Here is a 15,399-nt window from a genome sequence, read left to right on the forward strand (position 1 = left end):
TGAATGGTGCTGGTTCGACCGGACGCGCAAAGGGCGCTTTGACACTTGAACCGTGCGTGACCCGGAACTGGTCGCCACCCTATGCCGCCGCCATGATCTCCGCATAGGTGCTGAAATCGACATTGCCGCCGGACAGCACCACGGCGACGCATTTGCCTGATAGCTCGATCTCGCCCGACGACAGCGCGGCCAGGCCGACGCCGCCGCCGGGCTCGACCACCAGCTTGAGATGGGCCATGGCGTCGCGCATTGCCTGTGCCGCGGCTCTGTCGGAAACGGCAATGCCGCCGGTGAGATTCTTGCGGTTGATCTCGAAGGTGATCGCGCCGGGCTCGGCGGTGAGGAGCGCGTCGCAGATCGAGATATGGCCGGGTTCGATCGAAACCCGCGCACCTCTGGCCAGTGAACGACAGGTGTCGTCGAAATGCTCGGGTTCCACCGCCCAGACGGCGGTGGCCGGCGATGCGTCCTTGACCGCAATGGAGATGCCGCTGCTCAAGCCGCCGCCGCCGCAGGGAATGACGACGGCGTCGAGGCTCACGCCGAGCGCTTTCGCCTGCGCCATCAGTTCGAGGCCGATCGTCCCCTGACCGGCGATGATGGCGGGATCGTCGAATGGCGGGACCAGGACCATGCCCCTTTCCACGTACGGGCGAACCACCGTCATGCGGTCATCGCGGAAACGATCGAACGGCACCACTTCCGCACCCATTTTCCTGACATTGCCGACCTTCATCGCCGGCGCATCGGTGGGCATGGCGATGACCGCCTTGACGCCGAACATCGCCGCCGACGCGGCGACGCCTTGCGCGTGATTGCCCGACGAAAAGGCGACAACGCCACGGCTGCGCTCCTCGTCGCTCAGCGACGACAGTTTGTTATAGGCGCCGCGGAACTTGAACGAGCCGGTGCGCTGCAGCGTCTCCGGCTTGAACAGGATCCTGGCACCGAAGCGCTTGTTCAGCTCCGGCGATTCGATCAGCGGCGTTTCGACGATCAGGCCGGACAATCGCGCAGCTGCGGCGTGGATATCGGCGATGGCGGGAGGCGTCGGTGCGATCATGAAGTGGTCCCGTGGGAAGACATGTTACCTCTCATGATGCCCGGAAAGGGAGGCGGCGCACCAATGAAAAAATGTGACCGTTACAAATTCCCGCTGGTAGGAAGAGGGCGGTGTGCCTGTCACCTACCGCCTCCCCGGCCCTCCGCTATGGCTCCGGGCGTTCGTCGCTTCAATCGACAAATCATTGTCGATTGATCGGCTTCGCGTCCGCTCCTCACCCCAAAAGCGTCCGTTCCCGTTTGGCGCCGCCCATCTTGCGCCAGTTGTTGAAGCGATGGGTGGCGGCGGCGAAGGAAATCTTCATCTGCTGGGCAACCGAATAGCGCGATTTGCCCTCGTCGAACAGGCGGTAGCAGCACTCGACGCCCTCCTCCGTCAGCTTGCCGTCAGGGGCCTTATTGTGCGGATTGGCCGGATCGAATTTTTCGACCTGCTGCTCGACCAGGCCTTTCAGGCGCTGCAGGTCGGCCTCGATACCGGCGATCAGGTCGAGAACGGGCTTCGGGTCGAATGCATGGGCGGGCTGTTTTGCCGGCATCTACGGATTCCTTTCTCTTGGCTTAGGTTCAGCTATATAGGTGAACATTCGCCAATAATTAAGGGGCAGAGAATGGATTCCCGGAGTTCCTAATTTTTAACGCCCGGCCAACGGGCGTGATTGACCAATGGCGCGCCAAACCCTAGTTTAGAATCGTTCTAAACTAGGGTGAACTTCTCATGCTTTCCCGTGTTTTCGGTTTTGGCCGCCGTCCTTTCGAGTCGCTCTCGGAGCAAGAGATCCTGGCGCTCGCCATCTCTTCCGAGGAAGACGACGGGCGTATCTACCGCGCCTATGCCGACGGACTGGTGGATAGCTTTCCGCATTCGGCCAAAGTGTTCGAGGAGATGGCCGAAGAAGAGGACGGCCATCGCGACTCGCTGATCGAGCTTCACCGCGAACGTTTCGGCGAACGCATTCCGCTGATCCGGCGCGAGCATGTGAAGGGCTATTACGAGCGCAAGCCCGACTGGCTGGTCAGGCCGCTCGGCATCGAACATGTGCGCCAACAGGCCGAGTCGATGGAGCGTCAGGCGTACCTGTTCTACGTCGAGGCGTCCAAACGCACCAGCGATGCCTCGACGCGAAAGCTCCTCAACAATCTGGCGGTGGCCGAACAGGGTCACGAGACGCTGGCACAGCGGCTGGAGCAAAAGCATGTGCCGGGTGCGGTGAAGGACGAGGAGGCAGCGGCCGAGCAGCGCCAGTTCATCCTGACCTATGTGCAGCCGGGACTGGCCGGGCTGATGGATGGATCGGTGTCGACGCTGGCGCCGATCTTTGCCGCGGCCTTTGCCACGCACGACACGTTCCAGACCTTCCTGGTCGGGCTTGCCGCCTCGATCGGCGCCGGCATCTCGATGGGTTTCACCGAGGTGGCTTCCGACGATGGCAAACTGTCGGGCCGCGGTTCGCCGGTGAAACGCGGCATCACCACAGGCGTCATGACGGCGCTGGGTGGTCTCGGTCACGCCTTGCCTTACCTCATTCCGTATTTCTGGACCGCGACAATTCTCGCGGTCGTGGTGGTGTTCTTCGAACTGTGGGCGATCGCCTTTGTACAGAACCGTTATATGCAGACGCCGTTCTGGCGCGCCGCCTTCCAGGTGGTGCTGGGCGGCGGGTTGGTGTTCGCGGCGGGCGTGCTGATCGGGAATGCTTAGCAATCCCTACCCATGCAGCGCCCGACTGTCCTCAGGCGCCTCGGCACGTTCGGTCAGGCCATAGTCGCGCACGACATGGGCGATGCGCAGACGATAGCCGGCAAAGATGCCGCCGCGGCCGGCCTTCTGCGCCTGCCTATGTTCCTCCGTGTTGCGCCAGGCCTTCACCGCCTCCTCGTCGCGCCAGAACGACAGCGACAGGATGCGGTTCGGGTCGGTGAGGCTCTGAAAGCGCTCGATGGTGAGAAACCCATCGATGCCGTCGAGCAGCGGGCGCAGGTTGGTTGCGAGACCGAGATAGGCGTCGCGCTTGCCCGTTGCCGGCTCGACCTCGAAGATGACGGCGATCATGGTTTCACCAAAGAAGCGTGCGGCCCGGAAGCGAGCTTCAGGAACGTGCGATCCTCCTTCAGGATGAATTTCTCACGCCGGGCGAATTCGTAATTCGCCCTGCCGGCCGGATCGGCCGCGAGCCTGACACGGTAGGCCTCGTAAGCGGTAAGGCTGTCGATGTTGTAGGCGGCGTAGGCGGTGGTAGCCGAGCCCTCATGCGGCGCGAAATAGCCGATCAGATCGGCGCCGCAGCGCGGGATCGCCTGACCCCAGTTGCGGGCATACTCCTCGAATGCCGCCTTGCCGAACGGGTCGATCTCGTAGCGGATGAAGCAGGTGATGGTCATCTTTTGTCTCCTTGCTGAATTCGTTGCGCCGACAGTTCGAGCGGGGTCGAAACGTTCCGTGGAACGATGTGCTAGGCAATTTCCACGCTGATCATGCTTGCCAGAAGGACTTTGCGCATTCGCGGCGAACGTCTTCTGGCGTCTTGCCAAGATCGCGCAAAAGGTGCTCGTCAATCTCGGCGAGGTCGAGGCGCTGCAGATGGCGGTCGTACCACCGCGCCAAGAGCCGCAGATGCACCCCGCGCAAGATGATGAACGGGAACGGCCGGCGGCCGAAGCGGCTAGCGGATACGGCGTTGGGAACGGCTCTTGCGGTCATCGTCGGTTCCTTGATCTGAGCCGAGAATAATGATTATCTGACAAGAATGCTTCGATGAAGGACGAACTATGCGTGAAGGACCCGACATAGCCCGCATCGCCAGCCTGGTCGGCGATCCGGCGCGGGCGAACATGCTGACCGCATTGATGGGCGGCACGGCATTGACGGCGAGCGAACTGGCGCTGGAGGCCGGCGTGTCGCTGTCGACTGCCAGCTCGCATCTGTCGAAACTGATGGAGGGCGGGCTGCTGACGCTGGCAAGCCAGGGGCGGCATCGCTACTACGGGCTCGCCGGGCCGCAGGTGGCAGGCATGATCGAGGCTATCACCGGTGTCGCCGCTGCGGTCGGGCCGCAGCGGGTGCGGCCGGGTCCGCGTGATGCGGCAATGCGCGTGGCGCGGGTCTGCTACGACCACCTCGCCGGCGAGCAGGCGGTGGCGATGCTGGATCATCTTGTCGCTCGACACGTGCTCCTGCGCGACCACAAGGAGATCAGGCTTGGGCCGTCGGCCGTCTCGCATTTCGCCGCGATTGGCATCGATGTCGAGAGCAAGGCGCGACGACCGGTGTGCCGAGCCTGCCTCGACTGGAGCGTGCGGCGCTCGCATCTGGCCGGCACGCTGGGCGCTGCCATCCTCGACAAGATTCTTCTGGAGAAATGGGCGCGGCGCGAAAAGGACAGCCGCGCGGTGATCTTTTCGCCGATGGGCAAGCAGGCCTTCGAGAGGATGTTTCTCGCTTGATTGTCAGCCGCGCTTGAGCGGCTTGCCCTGTTTGAAAAAATCCATCCAGGGATCGGCTTTCGCCAACTGCTTCAGCGTCGTCTTATCGCGGATCGGAAATGCGTTCGGCGCCAACCCGGCCTCGATCTCCGCCCAGGTCGCCGGCATCGATACGGTGGCGCCCTTCTTGGCGCGCGACGAATAGGGCGCCACCGTGGTCGAGCCGCGGCTGTTGCGCAGATAGTCGACGAAGATCTTGCCGGTCCGCGCCTTTTTCGACAGCGTCGCTGTATACCGATCAGGGGCGGCCTGCTCGAGGGCGTGGGCGAAGTCATGGGCGAAGCCCTTCACTCCGTCCCAATCCGCTGATGGTTTGAGCGGCACGACGACATGGTAGCCCTTGCCGCCCGACGTCTTGACGAAATTCGGCAAGGACAGTTCATCGAGCCGGCCGCGAATTTCGAGCGCCGCCGCCCGCACCGCTTTCACGTCGACGCCTTCGTCGGGATCGAGATCGAAAATGATCTGGTCCGGCTTGTCCAGTTCGTCGACGGTGCAGCCCCAGATATGGATCTCGACCACGCCGAGTTGGACCAAGGCAGCGACACCGTCGAAATCGCGGATGAACAGAATCTCCTCGCCGTCCGTCGGATCCTTCATCCTGGCGATCTTGTCATGCATGCCGGCCGACGCATGCTTCTGGAAAAAGCGTTGGCCCTCTACGCCGTCCGGCGCGCGCACCAGGCTGAGCGGCCGATTGACGACGAATTGCTGCATGCGCGGCCAGACCAAAGCGTAGTGATCGAGCAGGCCCTGCTTCGATACCTTCTCCTGCGGCCACAGAAGCTTGTCGGGATGAGAAAGCTTTACGACGGTTTTAGCAGCCCCCGAGGATTTAACAGAAGCACGCTTTCCCTCGGCAGGCCTTGCCTTGGTGTCAGCCTTGCCTGCAGGTGCTTTCGGCTTTTCCTGCACGACTTCCTCCGCCGGTTTGTCCTCGCGCAATCCCTGGAACGAGGCGTGGCGCATCATACGGTCGACGTCCAGGTACGGAAAGTGAGGCACGCCGGATTGCCCGGCGTTGCCTCGATCGAGAGTCTACTCGGCGGCCTGAAGGTTGACCTTGGCTTCGGCAATCTCGGTAAGCTTGCGGTCGGTCGCCTGCTCTTCCTTGATGTTGTTGGCCAGGACATTGGCGCAGTCGGTGCGGCCAAGCTGCTTGGCCCAAGCGATCAACGTGCCGTAACGGGTTATCTCATAGTGCTCGACTGCCTGCGCGGATGCGATCAGGGCAGCGTCGAGGACGTCCTTGTTATCGATGTCGCCGCTGACTTCATCGGCTTCCTCGAGAATGCCGTCGATGGCCGGACAGTTGACCGTCTTGGCCTTCACGCCATGCAGTTCGAACACCTTCTCGACCCGCTCGATATGGCCCTTGGTCTGGCCGAGGTGCTTCTCCAGGCCGGCCTTCAGCTGCGGATCGGTCGCCTTGTCGATCATCTTCGGCAGCGACTTCTCGATCTGCTTTTCGGCGTAATAGATGTCGCGCAGCGTGTGAACGAAGAGGTCGTCCAGCGTCTTGATATCTTTCGAAAAGAAACCCATGGCTTTGCCTTTCCATTGTTCTTCTGTGTTGGAGTCCCGGCGGCGGTTCCGCACGGAAGCCGCTGCCTGCTGGGGCCGGGTGGGTCCCGGCTCTTAGCGTCAACGTGCGGCTATCGGACGGGTTCCTGGCTTTCCCGAGCAAGCAGTGAAATTTGGGCAAGCACGGAAAATTTCGCGGCGACGGCCAAAGTTGAAACACAAGCGCGTCAGAGCGACATCCAAACGAAACATATGTGATGCAAAAGTCACACTAGCCGGAATGCCGACGAACTGCATGGAAAGACCCCGAATCAGCCGCATTCCAGCCACGAACCAAAGCCTTTTTGACCAAAGATTAACATCGTGTTCACCGACTATTCACGCCTCGACGCTATGATCCCCGCAATTCGGAAGGGACATCCGAAATAGGGACAGGGACAGGGAAAATGAACTTCTTGACGCACCTCATCGGCTACGCTGCCGCCATCCGCGAATTCGTCGCGCCGACCTATCGGCCGGAGCGCTATTACATGCGCGGCCCAGGCCCCGCCTGCGCACGCCGCGGCCACACGCTCGGCATCAGCGCGCACTGATGACGACCATGGAAAGTCGTCACGACAGCCGGATCTGCAGGCCGGCCGCCGATCACCGCGCGACCACCTATCGCACGGAACGTCCTGGGCTCGCCGACAGGCGGCGGGCGACAACGCCAAGGTTCTGAGATTCTAGGGCTTTGAGATTCTGGGGCTTTGATCTCGCCGCCGGCAAGCTTAGTGTCGTTTGACACCAAGCAGCCGGGACTCGTGTGACCACCCAGCCAGACCATTCTCCTGAAAAGCCAGCCTTCGATGCAAGCCAGCCGCTGATACTGTTCGACGGCGTCTGCGTGCTGTGTTCTGGCTTCGTGCGCATGGTGGTCAGGCTCGACCGCAAAAGCCGCTTCCGCTTCGCCACGGCGCAGTCACCGCTCGGTGAAGCGCTGTTTCGAAAATACGGGCTGCAGACGGACAGCTACGAAACCAATCTGGCCCTCATCGACGGCGAGGCCTTCACCCGTTTGGACAGTTTCGTTGCCGTCATGGCGGAACTCGGCTGGCCGTGGCGGGCGGCGACGTCTTTGCTCCTGCTGCCGCGCCCGCTCCGCGACTGGCTCTACGATCGCATTGCGAAGAACCGTTACGCGCTGTTCGGCAGGAAAGAGAGCTGCGAGATTCCATCCGCCGAGTTGAAAGGGCGGCTGATTGGCTAGGCGCCGAGCTCCGGGAGGTTTTCGCTTTGCCCGATATCGAGGAGTTCTCAGCCTTTTGGGGGCGCCGCGATGAAGATCCTCATTGTCGGCGGCTACGGCATCTTTGGCGGCCGTATCGTCGAATTGCTTGAGAACGAGCCGCGCCTGACCCTAATCGTCGCCGGGCGCTCGCTGGCCAAGGCCGATGCCTACTACAAGAACCACGATCGTGCCGTCGCCCGGATCGTTCCGGCGCTGTTCGATCGCGACGGCGATATCATCGAGCAACTTTCATCGCTGCGGCCCGATATACTGGTCGATGCCAGCGGCCCGTTCCAGGCCTATGGCGAGGGCCGGTACCGTCTGATCAAGGCCTGCATCGACCATCGGGTGAATTATCTCGACCTTGCGATGGCTCGGATTTTGTCGCCGGCGTGTCTGCGTTCAACGAGGCGGCGCAAAAGGCCGGTCTTTTCGTGCTGACCGGGGTTTCCAGTTTTCCGGTGCTGACGGCGGCGGTGGTGCGTCGCCTGTCTCTGGGCATGACGCGGGTCGACAGCATCCGCGGCGGCATCGCGCCGTCGCCCTTTGCCGGTGTCGGTGAAAACGTGATCCGCGCCATATCCAGCTATGCCGGCCAGCTGGTCAAGCTCATACGGAACGGTCGTTCAGCGCCAGGCCATCCGTTCACCGAACAGACGCGCTACACGATCGCGCCGCCCGGCCGCCTGCCGCTGAGGAGCACGCTGTTCTCGCTGGTCGACGTGCCGGACCTGCGGGCGCTCGCCGATCTCTGGCCGCAGGCACAGACGATCTGGATGGGCGCCGCGCCGGTTCCCGAAGTGATTCACCGCGCCTTGATCGGGCTTGCCTGGCTGGTGCGCGCGCGAGCAGTCCGCTCGCTTTCGCCGTTGGCCCCGCTGATGCAGCTGGCGACGAACCGGCTGCGCTAGGGCGAGCACCGCGGCGGCATGTTCGTCGAGGTGGCGGGGGAGGACCAGACGGGCGTGGCGATCAAGCGCTCGTGGCACTTGCTGGCGGAGGGCAATGACGGGCCGCTGATCCCGTCCATGGCGGTCGAAGCGCTGGTCCGCAAGGCGCTGGATGGACATAGTCCGCCGCCGGGCGCGCGGGCTGCCGTGTACGATCTGGAGCTTGAGGATTATGAAGCGCTGTTTGCCAGCAAGACGATCTACACAGGTTTCAGAAACGAACCCGTTGATTTGGACACGCCGCTTTATGCCATCCTGCTCGGCGACGCCTGGCGGAGCCTGCCTGACGAAATTCGCACGATGCATGATCGAACGATAACGGCAGAAGGTCGCGCCAGCGTCGAGCGCGGGCGGAATGTTCTTGGCCGGTTAACGGCCTGGCTGGTCGGGTTTCCGAAGCCGAGCACCGATATTCCCATCGGTGTCCGGTTTGAAACCGATCAGGATGGCGAGACCTGGACCCGGACATTCGGCACGCATAGTGTTTCAAGCCGACAGTGCGCTGGCCGGGACCGGTCGCAACGGCTGTTGTGCGAACGTTTCGGCCCGCTGACCTTCGCGATGGCGCTGATGGCCGAAGATGGACGGCTGACCCTCGTGCTGCGCCACTGGAGCATTTGGGACCTGCCGCTGCCGATGTGGCTGTGCCCGCGCTCGACATCCTACGAAACCGTGGAGGATGGCCGCTTTCGCTTCCACGTCGAGATTTCACACCGCTTCACCGGAATCATCGTCCGCTATCACGGCTGGCTCAATCCTTCGCACGGCTCCAGCACGGTCGCGTCGCCTGCCGTCTTGGCGAGTTCGCGGCAGCCCTGAACCGTGCACAGCGTCCAGCCTTCACCCGTCGCGCCGGAGGCCGCGAGCGCAAGGCTTCGCTGCGGCGCCATCATGGGTTTATAGACCCACCAGCCGTCCCGCAGCACCGAGCCTTCCGGCGGTTCCATGCCGGCGCCCGAGCCCTTGATCCGTGCCTCGACGATCTGCAAGCCGAAGGGCGTCACCTTCCAGTCTTCTTGCCAATGCGTCCTTTCCACCGAATGCGTCCAGGAAAGCGTGAAGGCGACCACAGTGAGCGTCACCGTCTTGCCGGCAGCCAGGATACAGAGGCTCATGCGGCGCCGGTGGCCTGCCGCGCGCGCCAGCAGTGCCAGCCGATCCAGACGAAAGAGAGCGCCCAGCCGGCTTCGTCGGTGACAGGCAGCGCCGCAACCAGCAGTGCTCCGGCGGCGAAGGCAACGAGGCGTTCCCACAAGACCATGCGCCGGGCGAGGAACCCGACGGCGGCTGCACCCCACAGGGCAATACCCATGCAGGCCTTGAGGACGATATAGGCGACCTCGACCGGATAGCCGAACTGGGCGGCGATCGGCCCGGGGTCCTGCAACATCAGCGCCGGGGTGTAGACCGCCATAAACGGCACGACGAACCCGGCAACGGCAAGCTTGGTGGCCTGGATGCCGATCCTGAGGCCGCTCTCCTTGGCCATCGGCGCGGCGGCGAAGGCGGCCAGCGCCACCGGCGGTGTGAGGTCGGCCATGATGCCGAAATAGAAAACGAACATATGACTGACCATTAGCGGCACGCCGAGTGACAGCAGTGCCGGCCCGGCCAGCGACGAGGTGATGATGTAATTGGGGATCGTCGGTATGCCCATGCCGAGCACCAGGCAGGTGAGCATGGTCAGCACCAGCGACAGGAACAGATTGTTCTCGCCGATGGAGATGATCCAGCCGATGAAGGTCGAGGCGATGCCGGTGAGCGTCAAAGTGCCGATCACGATGCCGACGATGGCGCAGGCGATGCCGACCGGCAGCGCGTTCTTTGCTCCCTCGGCAAGCGAATCTACGCATATCTGCAGCGTCTCGCGTCCGCCCCTGAAGGTGACGCAGGCGATGACGAGCCCAGCGATCACAAAACTGAGGATATTGACGCCGAACCTCATGAAAGAGGCGGCGGCAAGCCCGAGCGCCAGCCAGAAGACGATGCGGAAGGCAAGCGGCCCGATCAGCGCCGCCAGCGGCGTGCCGAGGATGAGCACGATCGTCAGCGCCAGACCCATGGTGCCGGCGAAGATCGGCGTATAGCCGGCAAACAGTAGATAGATGAGCGCGGCCAGCGGCAGCACCAGCGGCCAATGTCTTCTCACCGCGTCCCACGGATTGGGCAGGTCCGCCTTGGCCATGCCCTGCAGGCCGGCCTTGCCGGCTTCCAGGTAGACCTGCCAGAAACAGGCGCCGAAATAGAGCAGCGCCGGGATGATCGCCGCCTTGACCACCTCGGCATAGGGAATGTTCAACGTCTCGGCCATGATGAAGGCGACCGCGCCCATCACCGGCGGCATGATCTGGCCGCCCATGGACGAGGTTGCCTCGACGGCGCCGGCGAAAGCCGCACGGAAGCCGAAGCGCTTCATCAGCGGGATGGTGAACTGGCCGCTGGCCACCACGTTGGCGACGCCGGAGCCGGAAATGGTGCCCATCAGCGCCGAGGACAGGACGCAGACCTGGGCCGGGCCGCCGCGCCACGTGCCGACCAGGCCAAGGGCGAAATCGTTGAACAGCGCGATCATGCCGGCGCGTTCGAGAAAGGCGGCGAAGACGACGAAGATGAAGATATAGGCGGCTGAAACGTAGACCGGCGTGCCGTATATGCCTTCGGTGCCAAAGGCGAAGGTGTCGATGAGCTGGGCGAAATCATAGCCGCGATGGATGAAGGGCGGCGGCAGATGATTGCCGAAGAAAGCGTAGGCGAGAAAGATCAAGGCGATCAGGGCAAGCGGCAGCCCCATCAGCCGCCGCGCGGCCTCGAAGACCAGAACAACCAGCACCGTGCCGACGATCAAGTCCGGCGTGGTGAGGAAGCCGGAACGCCGGATGAGGTCGGTATAGAACACCCAATTGTAAAGGCCGGTGGCAAAGCCGAGCACGCCGAGCCCCCAGAACGCTGCTTTCGCCGCTGTGCTTGTGGCGCGCAGATTGGCAATCAGGCCAAAGCCGAGCAGCAGCAAGAAGCCCACATGCATGGCGCGCACCACCTGGCTCGGCAGGCTGCCATAGGCGGCGATGTAGATTTGGAAGACGGAGAAGGCGATGGCGATGAGAAAGGCGGCCTTGCCGGCGATGCCTTCGCCGAAACCCGGCGGCAGGCCCTCGACCGGGGCTTCGGCTGTGGGGGAAAGAACGGTCGGGGTTTCGGTCATTGGCTGGGTTCCTGACGGGCACCCCTCGGGTGCCGAGCGAAGCGAGGCGGGTGGGGTCGGTTCAGGCCGCGCACTGCCGCAACGACCCACCCGTCCATCCGCCTTCGGCGGCTGTCCACCCTCCCCTCGAGGGGGAAAGGAGTGCCCTACTTCACCAGCCCCTTTTCCTTGTAGTACCGCTCGGCGCCGGGATGCAGCGGCACCGGCATGCCGTCGAGCGCCTTGGCCATGTCGATCGCCTTGGCGGCGGCGTGAGCGGCGGCAAGCTGGTCGAGATTTTCGAACAGCAGCTTGGTCATCTGATAAGCGGTCTCGTCGGAGACGTCGGCATGGGTGATGAGGAAATTACCGACGGCGGCGGTCGCGACATCTTCGGTCTGGCCTTCATAGGTGCCCTTGGGAATGGCTACCGAAAGATAGGGCGAGCCGATCTTGGCGACGTCCTCCGCCGGTACGGCGACGACGTTGATCGGCACGGAGGTGGCGAGGTCGCGGATCGATGCAACGCCGAGGCCGGCTGATTGCAGCGTGGCGTCGAGCTGGCGGTTCTTGATGAGCTCGACCGATTCGGCGAAGGGCAGATACTCGACCCGTCCGAGGTCTTCGTATTTCAGCCCGGCGGCCGCGAAGATGGCGCGGGCGTTGAGCTCGGTGCCGGAGGCCGGCGCGCCGACAGACAGGCTCTTGCCCTTGAGGTCGGCAAGCGTCTTGATGCCGGACTCCTTGCTGGCAACGATCTGGATGTAGTTGGGATAGATGGCGGCGATGCCGCGCAGCTTATCGAGCTTGCCCGGGAAGCCGGCTTCGGTGTTGCCCTCGGCGGCCAGTTTGACGGCATCGCCGAGCGCGAAGGCGATCTCACCTTTGCCCTGCTGCAGCAGGTTGAGGTTCTCGACCGAAGCTTTCGTCGCCTGCACCTGGGTGCGGGCGCCTTCGATGCCCTTGCCGTAGATTTCCGACAGCGCGACGCCGAGCGGATAATAGACGCCCGAAGTGCCGCCGGTCAGCACGTTGATGAATTCCTGTGCCTTGGCTGACGCCGCGCCAAGACCTAGCGACAGCGCCAGCGCGCCGGCGGCAACAAACTTCGCCCTGAAATTGAGCATATGATTTCCTCCCTGAAATATCAGCCGTACCACCCTCTCCAGCACGAACCGAGGCGAGTTTAGACAGCGGGCGGGAAATGCCAACCCGGTATTGCACTGATTAGACGAACGATTGAGTGTCCGCTTGCGCGAGATGCCATCCGAGCCGAAAGATTTTTGCAGCGTCTGTCGAAATCGCGCCAGGCTGCGCGACATTGGTGCGGCCGGCAACGATGCGGCCTTCGAAAAACGGGAGAAGACCATGCGATACATGCTTTTGATCTACAATGACGAAGCCGCAATGGCGAATGCGCCGGCCGATAGGACCTTCGAGATCAGCGCAGCCTATGGCGCCTATACAGAGGCGTTGAAGAAATCCGGCGCCTGGCTGGCCGGCGACCGGCTGAAGCCGACCCAGGCCGCGACCTCTGTGCGGATGGCCAACGGCAAGACCAACGTGCTCGACGGCCCGTATGCCGATACCAAGGAGCAACTTGCCGGCTTCTACATGATCGAAGCGACGGACATCGACACGGCCATCGAATGGGCTGCGCGCTGTCCGGCAGCCAGCACCGGCACGGTCGAGGTGCGACCGATCTGGGAAATGACGGAGTACTTATCTGAGAAATGACCATGTGATGGACAGTCGCTCGGAGACCGCGCGGGCGGCCGCGGAAGCGGCGGCCCGCCAAAGCTATGGCAAGCTGGTCGCCTATCTCGCCGCGCGCATGCGTGACGTGGCCGGCGCCGAGGACGCGTTGGCCGACGCCTTTGCGGCGGCGCTGGAGCGCTGGCCGCAAACCGGCGTGCCGCAGAAGCCGGAAGCCTGGCTGCTGGCGGTGGCGCGCCGGCGCCGCGTCGACGCCGTCAGACGGCGGCTGACCGGCGAAGCGGGCCGCGACCATCTCAGGCTGATCGCCGAGGAGATCGAGGCCCGCATGGTCGATGAAGACCTGCCCGACGAGCGGCTGCGGCTGATGTTTGCCTGTGCCCATCCAGCGATCGAGGCCGGCGTGCGCGCGCCGCTGATCCTGCAGGCGATTCTGGGCTTCGACGCAGCAACGATCGCCTCGGCTTTCCTGGTGTCGCCGGCAACGATGGGCCAGCGCCTGGTGCGCGCCAAAAACCGCATCCGCGAGACCCGCATTCCGTTCCGGGTGCCTGAAAGGACCGAGCTCGGCGAGCGGCTGGATGCGGTGCTGGAAGCGATCTACGCCGCGTTCGCCGAAGGCTGGTCCGACCCGGCCGGCACCGAGACCCGACGCCGCAATCTCGCCACCGAAGGCATCTGGCTCGGCCGGCTGGTGGCGTCGCTGATGCCGGATGAGCCGGAAGCGCTCGGCCTGCTGGCGCTGATGCTGTTTGCCGAGGCGCGACGTGCGGCGCGGCGCAACGCCGCCGGAGACTATGTGCCATTGGCCGAGCAGGAGCTCGCGCTGTGGGACGGCGCCTTGATCGACGAAGCTGAGACCCTGCTGAGGCGCGCCGCGACCAGGGGCGTCGTCGGCCGCTACCAACTCGAGGCAGCCGTGCAATCCGCCCATACGACGAGGCGGCTGACCGGCCGAACCGACTGGATTGCGATCATGCATCTTTACGACGCGCTGTCGGTGATTGCGGCCTCGCCTGTTGTATCGATCAACCGCGCGGTAGCCATTGCCGAGGCCGACGGCGCAGCGGCGGGATTGAGCGCTCTTGATGAACTCGGCGACGACAAGCGGCTTGCCGACTATCAACCCTATTGGGCCGCACGTGCCGGTCTTCTGGCCAGGCTCGGCAAAACTCGGGAAGCGGCCGCAGCCTATGACCGGGCGATCGGCCTCGAACGCGACCCGGCCGTGCGCCGGTTCCTGCAGGAACGACGGGCGGGACTCGGCCGCGCGGAAAAAGGCTGAGACAAGGCGATCGGTTCAGACCGGCCACATGGCGTGGGAGGCGTTCAGCGTCCTCATCACCTGATGCTCCCGCAATTTGGCCCACAGGCGCTCGATGTTCGGCCTGGCGGTAGGGACCTTTTCAATCTGGGGATGCCAGGCCACCAGCATGACGAGATAGATGTCAGCCAGCGTGAGCCGGTCGCCGACCAGCCACTCCCGGCTTTCGAGGGCAGCATCGAGAATGGCGAAGCCGCGATCCATTTCCGAGATCGCCGCCTGCTTGACGGCTTCCACGCCGCCGGGATCGGCGGTGTAGCGATGAGCGTAGAAGAACCGTAGGTCAGCCGAATAGATGACCGACGACATGAAGGTCATCCAGCGCAGGAAGTCGGCGCGGTCGGGCGAGTTCGGTGCCGGCGCCAGAGCTGCTTCCGGGTGGCGTTCGGCAAGCAGGATGCAGATCGCCGCCGATTCGGTCATCGAGCTTCCGTCCGGCAAGATCAGGACCGGGACCTGGTTCAAGGGGCTGATGTCAAGAAAGGCCTGGTCGGGCGGGTCCGACTTCGGGACATTTATCTGGTCGAAAGGCACACCTGCCAGTGCGAGCGCGGCCTCGACGACGAAGCCGCCGGTGTTGGGACGCGTGTAGAGCTTGTACATGAAATCCTCCGCCAGCCTGCAAGGCCGTCGACGATCTGAACCGGAAGCGCCGCTCCACTCAAGCGAGCGACGGCCGCCACAGGTGTTTTTTCAGCGGTCCAGCGCCGCCATCTGGGTCCTCGGCGCCCGGGTTGGCGCTTGTTGCCCCCTAGAGTCTTTCACGTTTTGACGGAAGCGTAGCCGGCGTTTGCGAAGTAGTTTTTGCATTCGGTTGCCTCGATCGTTTCAACGAGGTGGCCGATGTGTCGCCAAGTATCCTCGACGGTGCGCTTCTGGGCTTGGCGCA

At 63.5% G+C, this 15,399-nt stretch carries 19 protein-coding genes and 2 pseudogenes; 9 read left to right on the forward strand and 12 right to left on the reverse strand.

The genetic code is table 11. The annotated features are described in order from the left end of the window. Positions 1-79 precede the first annotated feature (79 nt). The gene (locus NKH36_RS18825; RefSeq protein ID WP_352960253.1) at positions 80-1,063 is read right to left on the reverse strand and encodes a threonine/serine dehydratase family protein; all 984 of its coding nucleotides are present in this window, start codon (positions 1,061-1,063) and stop codon (positions 80-82) included. A 214-nt stretch (positions 1,064-1,277) separates the two neighbouring features. Beyond that, a complete protein-coding gene (locus tag NKH36_RS18830) occupies positions 1,278-1,601 on the reverse strand; it encodes a hypothetical protein (RefSeq protein WP_352960251.1) in 324 nt (107 codons plus the stop codon). Between the two features lie 179 nt (positions 1,602-1,780). Between NKH36_RS18830 and mbfA the strand changes: the two genes are divergently transcribed. After that, entirely contained in the window at positions 1,781-2,764 is a 984-nt protein-coding gene (gene mbfA, locus NKH36_RS18835) for an iron exporter MbfA (RefSeq protein ID WP_352960249.1), read from the forward strand. Between the two features lie 6 nt (positions 2,765-2,770). Here mbfA and NKH36_RS18840 read toward each other — a convergent pair whose 3' ends face one another. From NKH36_RS18840 to NKH36_RS18850, 3 genes are all read right to left on the reverse strand, one after another. Then, on the reverse strand, positions 2,771-3,115 hold the full coding sequence (locus NKH36_RS18840; protein ID WP_352960247.1) for an antibiotic biosynthesis monooxygenase family protein: 345 nt from the start codon (positions 3,113-3,115) through the stop codon (positions 2,771-2,773). Next, the gene (locus NKH36_RS18845) at positions 3,112-3,444 is read right to left on the reverse strand and encodes an NIPSNAP family protein (RefSeq protein ID WP_352960245.1); all 333 of its coding nucleotides are present in this window, start codon (positions 3,442-3,444) and stop codon (positions 3,112-3,114) included. Before NKH36_RS18845 ends, NKH36_RS18840 begins: the two co-directional genes overlap by 4 nt. A 91-nt stretch (positions 3,445-3,535) precedes the next feature. Then, the gene (locus NKH36_RS18850; protein ID WP_352960243.1) at positions 3,536-3,763 is read right to left on the reverse strand and encodes a DUF1127 domain-containing protein; all 228 of its coding nucleotides are present in this window, start codon (positions 3,761-3,763) and stop codon (positions 3,536-3,538) included. Between the two features lie 68 nt (positions 3,764-3,831). Here NKH36_RS18850 and NKH36_RS18855 point away from each other — a divergent pair, with 68 nt between their 5' ends. Further along, positions 3,832-4,506 (forward strand): ArsR/SmtB family transcription factor, encoded by a 675-nt coding sequence (locus NKH36_RS18855; protein ID WP_352960241.1) that lies wholly within the window; start codon positions 3,832-3,834, stop codon positions 4,504-4,506. 3 nt (positions 4,507-4,509) lie between these two features. Here NKH36_RS18855 and ligD read toward each other — a convergent pair. Next, positions 4,510-5,540, reverse strand: a pseudogene (gene ligD / locus NKH36_RS18860) (DNA ligase D); the annotation flags it as partial. Between the two features lie 43 nt (positions 5,541-5,583). Beyond that, the gene (locus tag NKH36_RS18865; protein WP_352960239.1) at positions 5,584-6,090 is read right to left on the reverse strand and encodes a YciE/YciF ferroxidase family protein; all 507 of its coding nucleotides are present in this window, start codon (positions 6,088-6,090) and stop codon (positions 5,584-5,586) included. Between the two features lie 425 nt (positions 6,091-6,515). On the opposite strand from NKH36_RS18865, the gene NKH36_RS18870 reads away from it, so the two are divergent. From NKH36_RS18870 to NKH36_RS18890, 5 genes are all read left to right on the forward strand, one after another. Beyond that, on the forward strand, positions 6,516-6,662 hold the full coding sequence (locus NKH36_RS18870) for a hypothetical protein (RefSeq protein WP_023801394.1): 147 nt from the start codon (positions 6,516-6,518) through the stop codon (positions 6,660-6,662). 212 nt (positions 6,663-6,874) lie between these two features. Then, positions 6,875-7,318, forward strand: a complete 444-nt coding sequence (locus tag NKH36_RS18875) for a thiol-disulfide oxidoreductase DCC family protein (protein ID WP_352960237.1) — start codon at positions 6,875-6,877, stop codon at positions 7,316-7,318. A 69-nt stretch (positions 7,319-7,387) separates the two neighbouring features. After that, on the forward strand, positions 7,388-7,780 hold the full coding sequence (locus NKH36_RS18880; RefSeq protein WP_352960235.1) for a saccharopine dehydrogenase NADP-binding domain-containing protein: 393 nt from the start codon (positions 7,388-7,390) through the stop codon (positions 7,778-7,780). Beyond that, positions 7,732-8,250, forward strand: a complete 519-nt coding sequence (locus tag NKH36_RS18885; protein ID WP_352960233.1) for a saccharopine dehydrogenase family protein — start codon at positions 7,732-7,734, stop codon at positions 8,248-8,250. Before NKH36_RS18880 ends, NKH36_RS18885 begins: the two co-directional genes overlap by 49 nt. Before the next feature lie 18 nt (positions 8,251-8,268). After that, positions 8,269-9,108 (forward strand): DUF4166 domain-containing protein, encoded by an 840-nt coding sequence (locus tag NKH36_RS18890; RefSeq protein WP_352960231.1) that lies wholly within the window; start codon positions 8,269-8,271, stop codon positions 9,106-9,108. On the opposite strand, the gene NKH36_RS18895 is transcribed toward NKH36_RS18890, so the two are convergent. The 3 genes from NKH36_RS18895 to NKH36_RS18905 all read right to left on the reverse strand — a co-directional run bounded on the left by NKH36_RS18895 (position 9,030) and on the right by NKH36_RS18905 (position 12,597). Further along, positions 9,030-9,404, reverse strand: coding sequence for a DUF1850 domain-containing protein (locus NKH36_RS18895; protein WP_352960229.1), 375 nt, complete (start codon positions 9,402-9,404; stop codon positions 9,030-9,032). The genes NKH36_RS18890 and NKH36_RS18895 overlap by 79 nt on opposite strands. After that, positions 9,401-11,491 carry a TRAP transporter permease gene (locus NKH36_RS18900; protein WP_352960227.1) on the reverse strand — a complete coding sequence of 697 codons (2,091 nt, stop codon included), beginning with the start codon at positions 11,489-11,491 and terminating at the stop codon, positions 9,401-9,403. Before NKH36_RS18900 ends, NKH36_RS18895 begins: the two co-directional genes overlap by 4 nt. Positions 11,492-11,637: 146 nt before the next feature. Then, positions 11,638-12,597: a TAXI family TRAP transporter solute-binding subunit gene (locus NKH36_RS18905; protein ID WP_352960225.1), complete on the reverse strand. Its 960-nt coding sequence runs from the start codon at positions 12,595-12,597 to the stop codon at positions 11,638-11,640. A 241-nt stretch (positions 12,598-12,838) separates the two neighbouring features. Here NKH36_RS18905 and NKH36_RS18910 point away from each other — a divergent pair, with 241 nt between their 5' ends. Together NKH36_RS18910 and NKH36_RS18915 are read left to right on the forward strand one after the other, a co-directional pair. After that, on the forward strand, positions 12,839-13,207 hold the full coding sequence (locus NKH36_RS18910) for a YciI family protein (RefSeq protein ID WP_352960223.1): 369 nt from the start codon (positions 12,839-12,841) through the stop codon (positions 13,205-13,207). 7 nt (positions 13,208-13,214) lie between these two features. Continuing rightward, positions 13,215-14,471, forward strand: a complete 1,257-nt coding sequence (locus NKH36_RS18915) for an RNA polymerase sigma factor (RefSeq protein WP_352960221.1) — start codon at positions 13,215-13,217, stop codon at positions 14,469-14,471. A 15-nt stretch (positions 14,472-14,486) separates the two neighbouring features. Here the strand turns inward: NKH36_RS18915 and NKH36_RS18920 are convergent, their stop codons facing one another. Beyond that, complete coding sequence (locus NKH36_RS18920; protein WP_352960219.1) at positions 14,487-15,113, reverse strand: glutathione S-transferase family protein; 627 nt, start codon at positions 15,111-15,113, stop codon at positions 14,487-14,489. A 158-nt stretch (positions 15,114-15,271) separates the two neighbouring features. Then, a pseudogene (locus tag NKH36_RS18925) lies at positions 15,272-15,399 on the reverse strand (IS630 family transposase); the annotation flags it as partial.

Source organism: Mesorhizobium sp. M1312 (genome assembly GCF_040318115.1).
In the GTDB taxonomy this organism is placed as follows: domain Bacteria; phylum Pseudomonadota; class Alphaproteobacteria; order Rhizobiales; family Rhizobiaceae; genus Mesorhizobium.

Coding starts and splice junctions, on each gene's coding strand:
- NKH36_RS18900 (WP_352960227.1), bottom strand. CDS start 11,491: ATGACCGAAACCCCGACCGTTCTTTCCCCCACAGCCGAAGCCCCGGTC.
- mbfA (WP_352960249.1), top strand. CDS start 1,781: ATGCTTTCCCGTGTTTTCGGTTTTGGCCGCCGTCCTTTCGAGTCGCTC.
- NKH36_RS18850 (WP_352960243.1), bottom strand. CDS start 3,763: ATGACCGCAAGAGCCGTTCCCAACGCCGTATCCGCTAGCCGCTTCGGC.
- NKH36_RS18890 (WP_352960231.1), top strand. CDS start 8,269: ATGTTCGTCGAGGTGGCGGGGGAGGACCAGACGGGCGTGGCGATCAAG.
- NKH36_RS18880 (WP_352960235.1), top strand. CDS start 7,388: ATGAAGATCCTCATTGTCGGCGGCTACGGCATCTTTGGCGGCCGTATC.
- NKH36_RS18870 (WP_023801394.1), top strand. CDS start 6,516: ATGAACTTCTTGACGCACCTCATCGGCTACGCTGCCGCCATCCGCGAA.
- NKH36_RS18865 (WP_352960239.1), bottom strand. CDS start 6,090: ATGGGTTTCTTTTCGAAAGATATCAAGACGCTGGACGACCTCTTCGTT.
- NKH36_RS18825 (WP_352960253.1), bottom strand. CDS start 1,063: ATGATCGCACCGACGCCTCCCGCCATCGCCGATATCCACGCCGCAGCT.
- NKH36_RS18855 (WP_352960241.1), top strand. CDS start 3,832: ATGCGTGAAGGACCCGACATAGCCCGCATCGCCAGCCTGGTCGGCGAT.
- NKH36_RS18830 (WP_352960251.1), bottom strand. CDS start 1,601: ATGCCGGCAAAACAGCCCGCCCATGCATTCGACCCGAAGCCCGTTCTC.
- NKH36_RS18840 (WP_352960247.1), bottom strand. CDS start 3,115: ATGATCGCCGTCATCTTCGAGGTCGAGCCGGCAACGGGCAAGCGCGAC.
- NKH36_RS18910 (WP_352960223.1), top strand. CDS start 12,839: ATGCGATACATGCTTTTGATCTACAATGACGAAGCCGCAATGGCGAAT.
- NKH36_RS18845 (WP_352960245.1), bottom strand. CDS start 3,444: ATGACCATCACCTGCTTCATCCGCTACGAGATCGACCCGTTCGGCAAG.
- NKH36_RS18905 (WP_352960225.1), bottom strand. CDS start 12,597: ATGCTCAATTTCAGGGCGAAGTTTGTTGCCGCCGGCGCGCTGGCGCTG.
- NKH36_RS18915 (WP_352960221.1), top strand. CDS start 13,215: ATGGACAGTCGCTCGGAGACCGCGCGGGCGGCCGCGGAAGCGGCGGCC.
- NKH36_RS18920 (WP_352960219.1), bottom strand. CDS start 15,113: ATGTACAAGCTCTACACGCGTCCCAACACCGGCGGCTTCGTCGTCGAG.
- NKH36_RS18895 (WP_352960229.1), bottom strand. CDS start 9,404: ATGAGCCTCTGTATCCTGGCTGCCGGCAAGACGGTGACGCTCACTGTG.